This window comes from Collimonas sp. (assembly GCF_044339385.1).
In the GTDB taxonomy this organism is placed as follows: Bacteria; Pseudomonadota; Gammaproteobacteria; order Burkholderiales; family Burkholderiaceae_D; genus Collimonas.
The window spans coordinates 1-3,645 of sequence record NZ_JBIIVN010000207.1 but is presented as its reverse complement, the minus strand read 5'-3'; the positions used below and the strand labels follow the sequence as shown (position 1 = coordinate 3,645).

The following is a 3,645-nucleotide window of genomic DNA, read 5'->3' as shown; positions in this document are numbered from 1 at the left end:
AAAAAAGGAGTGCTTCAACACCAACTGTTTGATAGACTTATCCACAGCTGCTAACTCAAAACGCAGCGACCAGCCCTGGGTCACATTTCAATCAGCAGGCTGGGTCAAGATTCAATTAGCGCCAACACAGCGCACCCTCCTTCGCAGCGGCGCTTTTTCTCTTAACTGAACGGCATTAGCTCTTCTGCTGAGTTGGTTTATTCGCCACAAACAAAAACAACAAATCATGCCAATCAAATAATCACACTCCGAATAAATCGCCCATCACATTCCCCATCACATTCCCCATCCCCTCAAACATCTTTCAAGTTTGCAAACCCCGTCCAAACCCGCGTAAAATGCGCCTATCGCGGGTGTAGTTCAATGGCAGAACGAAAGCTTCCCAAGCTTTAGATGAGAGTTCGATCCTCTCTACCCGCTCCAGACCAGCGTTGGCACCTGCTATTCGAGGTGCCATTTGTATTTTTGAGGCATACAATTGTCTGGCGTTACAATGACGCTGTATGTTGCGGTTGCGGGCTATCCGCGCTTGTCTCTTCTTAACTCTCTCTATCCAGCATGTCAGAAAACAAATCCGGCAAACCACTTTTTTACGATCCGACCGAACATCGGATCCGCAGCTTTGTCACGCGCGCCGGGCGCTTGTCGACGGCGCAGGCGCGTGCTATTGAGGAATTGGGGCCGCGTTTTTGTGTTCCTTATGACAAGACTGTGCTTGATCTCGATCAGGTTTTTGGGCGTGCCGCGCCAACCGTTCTGGAGATTGGCTTTGGCATGGGCGAGACGTTGGCCAGGATTGCTGCGGGCATGCCGGAAAAGAATTTCGTCGGGGTCGAGGTGCATACGCCTGGTGTGGGCAGTTTGCTGAAGCTGATCGGCGAGCAGCAGTTGCACAATTTGCGCTTGATCCAACATGATGCGGTAGAAGTGCTGACTAACATGATTGCGCCCGGCGCGCTGGCGGGGGCGCATGTGTTTTTTCCGGATCCGTGGCACAAGGCGCGCCATAACAAGCGGCGCTTGATTCAGGGGCCGCTGGTGAGTTTGCTGGCATCGCGTATTGCGCCGGGCGGCTATCTGCATTGTGCTACCGACTGGCAAGAGTATGCTGAGCAAATGCTGGACGTATTGAGCGCCGAGCCGTTGCTGAAGAATACCGCCGACACCTATGCGGAACGGCCGGATTATCGTCCTGTGACCAAGTTCGAGAATCGCGGCTTGCGGCTCGGGCATGGCGTGTGGGATTTGGTATTTACACGCGTTTGATCTGATCGTTGGCGCGATATACAGTGCGATGCCGGACAAACGTATTTTGATAGAAGGTGTGCGACATGCTGATCACGCGATTTTTGCCTCATATCGACTACAAGCTTGCTAACGCCGCTGCATCGATAGCGCTGCTGGCGCTGCTGCAGTTTCATCTGCCTTCTGCACAGGCGGGGGAACAGGCAACACCGCTGCCGCCCGGTACGATAACGGTGGAGGACACGCGCTATGCACCAGCCCCGCCCGGCACCACGGTGCCGCAGGTGCCGGTCGCTTCCCCCCGGCCGTCGGCCGAGGAGATGGTGGATGCCGCGAAACGCAATATCGGGCAGATCGACCGCGACCTGCGCAAGGACACCTCTGCTGCCGCTGAGCCCTTACCCGCTCCGGCAGCCACGCCAAACCGCCAGGAAATACTGGAAAAGGCACTCGCCGGGCCAGTCGTGCCGAAAGATGCACCGAGGCCGGGTGAAACCACCATGGAAGACATCACGCGGCCGGACGGCCAGCGGGTGACTAAAGTGACGGGGCCGAACGGCACTTATTGCGTAACGCAAATCTCGGTCGGTAATACCAAGGGTGAGGACATCATCCAGCGCGGCGCCATTTCGCGCACCACCAGCTGTGGCTCAGGGTTCTGACGACGCTTGGGTGGAACAATGCGGCTAAGCGCCGTAATTCAGTAAATCAGGCTTGCCATCAGCTACAAATCGGCTGTAAGCCCTCGTGATTCGGTACAATCCGCAGATGCTGTCTGAATTCGACCTAATTTCCCGCTACTTCACGCGCCCGGCACGCAGCAATATTGCGCAGATTGCTCTGGGCGTTGGGGACGATTGCGCGTTGCTGACTGCCACCACCGGCAGCCAGATTGCCATTTCCACCGACATGCTGGTGGAAGGGCGACATTTCTTTGCCGACGCCGAGCCCTTGGCGCTGGGCCACAAGTGCCTGGCGGTCAACCTGTCCGATCTGGCGGCGATGGGCGCCCGGCCGCTGGCATTTACATTGGCGCTGGCGTTGCCTGCCGCAAGCGAAGCGTGGCTGGCGCCGTTTTCAGCCGGGTTGCTGGCATTGGCCGATGCCCATGGCTGCGAGCTGATCGGCGGCGATACCACCAAAGGCCCGCTGAATATCTGCATCACCGTATTCGGCGAAACCTTGCCGGGCCAGGCTCTGCGACGCGATGCGGCGCAAGCGGGGGACGACATCTGGGTCTCCGGTACGCTGGGCGATGTGCGGCTGGCGCTGGCGGGTTATCGGCATGAACTGACGGATCAACTGACGCTCGATAGCGCACAGCACGCGCTGGCGGCAACCCGCATGCACCAACCGACGCCACGCGTGGCGCTGGGGCTGGCGCTGCGCGGGATCGCGCGGGCGGCAATCGATATTTCCGACGGCCTAACCGGCGACCTTGGGCATATCCTGACGCGCTCCGGGGTTGGCGCTACGCTGGCGGTCGACAGCCTGCCGGCGGGCCCGGTGCTGGCGCAGCAAAGCCAGACAATCCGCCGCCACTTTACCCTGGCTGGCGGCGACGACTATGAATTATGTTTCACCGCCCCTGCCGAGCGCCGCGACGCTGTGCTTGCCGCTGGCCAGGCAGCGGCCACCGCGGTGACTCGCATCGGCAGTATCAATGCCGCCCGCGGCATACGCCTGCACGATGCCGACGGCACCGCGCTTAACCTGCAACTGACTTCTTTCGACCACTTTCGCTCCACATGACCACACCGGCAAACAGCATTACTCCCAGCATTACTCCCCGTCCGATCAAGGCCACTGGCCGTTTCATGATGGCGCACCCCGCACATATCATTGCGCAAGGATTTGGCAGCGGCTTGTCGCCAGTGATGCCGGGTACTTTCGGCACCTTGTTTGGCTGGCTGTCGTATGTGGTGATGACCACACGCTGGCCGGAAATCTTTACGCCGCTGAATTGGCTGGTGATCATCGCCGCCGGCTTTGTGGTGGGCGTCTGGACCTGCCAGGTTACCGGCCGCCATTTGCGCGCCCCCGATCACGGCAGCATGGTGTGGGATGAAATCATTGCGTTCTGGCTGGTGCTGGTACTGATGACGCCGGCCAGCCTGTGGGCCCAATTCGCAGCGTTTGTGGTGTTCCGCTTTTTTGACATGGTCAAGCCGCCACCGATTTCTTACTTCGACCGCCATCTGAAAGGCGGCTTCGGCGTGATGTGGGATGACATTGTGGCAGCGTTTTATACGCTGCTGGTGCTGGCGCTGTGGCGGTTGCTATAGACGGTTGCTATAGACGGTTGCTATAGACGGTTGCTATAGACGGTTGCTATAGACGGTTGCTATAGACGGTTGCTATAGACGGTTGCTATAGACGGTTGCTATAGACGGTTGCTAT

At 58.5% G+C, this 3,645-nt stretch carries 4 protein-coding genes and 1 tRNA gene; all 5 read left to right on the top strand.

Going from position 1 to position 3,645, the window contains the following annotated elements:
- Positions 1-349 precede the first annotated feature (349 nt).
- The 5 genes from ACIQ0R_RS11875 to ACIQ0R_RS11855 all read left to right on the top strand — a co-directional run bounded on the left by ACIQ0R_RS11875 (position 350) and on the right by ACIQ0R_RS11855 (position 3,530).
- Positions 350-423 (top strand) — tRNA-Gly (locus tag ACIQ0R_RS11875).
- Positions 424-558: 135 nt separating this feature from the next.
- A complete protein-coding gene (trmB, locus tag ACIQ0R_RS11870; RefSeq protein WP_395827666.1) occupies positions 559-1,266 on the top strand; it encodes a tRNA (guanosine(46)-N7)-methyltransferase TrmB in 708 nt (235 codons plus the stop codon).
- A 65-nt stretch (positions 1,267-1,331) separates the two neighbouring features.
- Positions 1,332-1,907, top strand: a complete 576-nt coding sequence (locus ACIQ0R_RS11865; RefSeq protein WP_395827663.1) for a hypothetical protein — start codon at positions 1,332-1,334, stop codon at positions 1,905-1,907.
- Positions 1,908-2,013: 106 nt separating this feature from the next.
- On the top strand, positions 2,014-2,997 hold the full coding sequence (gene thiL, locus ACIQ0R_RS11860; protein ID WP_395827660.1) for a thiamine-phosphate kinase: 984 nt from the start codon (positions 2,014-2,016) through the stop codon (positions 2,995-2,997).
- Positions 2,994-3,530, top strand: a complete 537-nt coding sequence (locus ACIQ0R_RS11855; RefSeq protein WP_395827657.1) for a phosphatidylglycerophosphatase A — start codon at positions 2,994-2,996, stop codon at positions 3,528-3,530. The genes thiL and ACIQ0R_RS11855 overlap by 4 nt, the downstream gene beginning before the upstream one ends.
- Positions 3,531-3,645 lie beyond the last annotated feature (115 nt).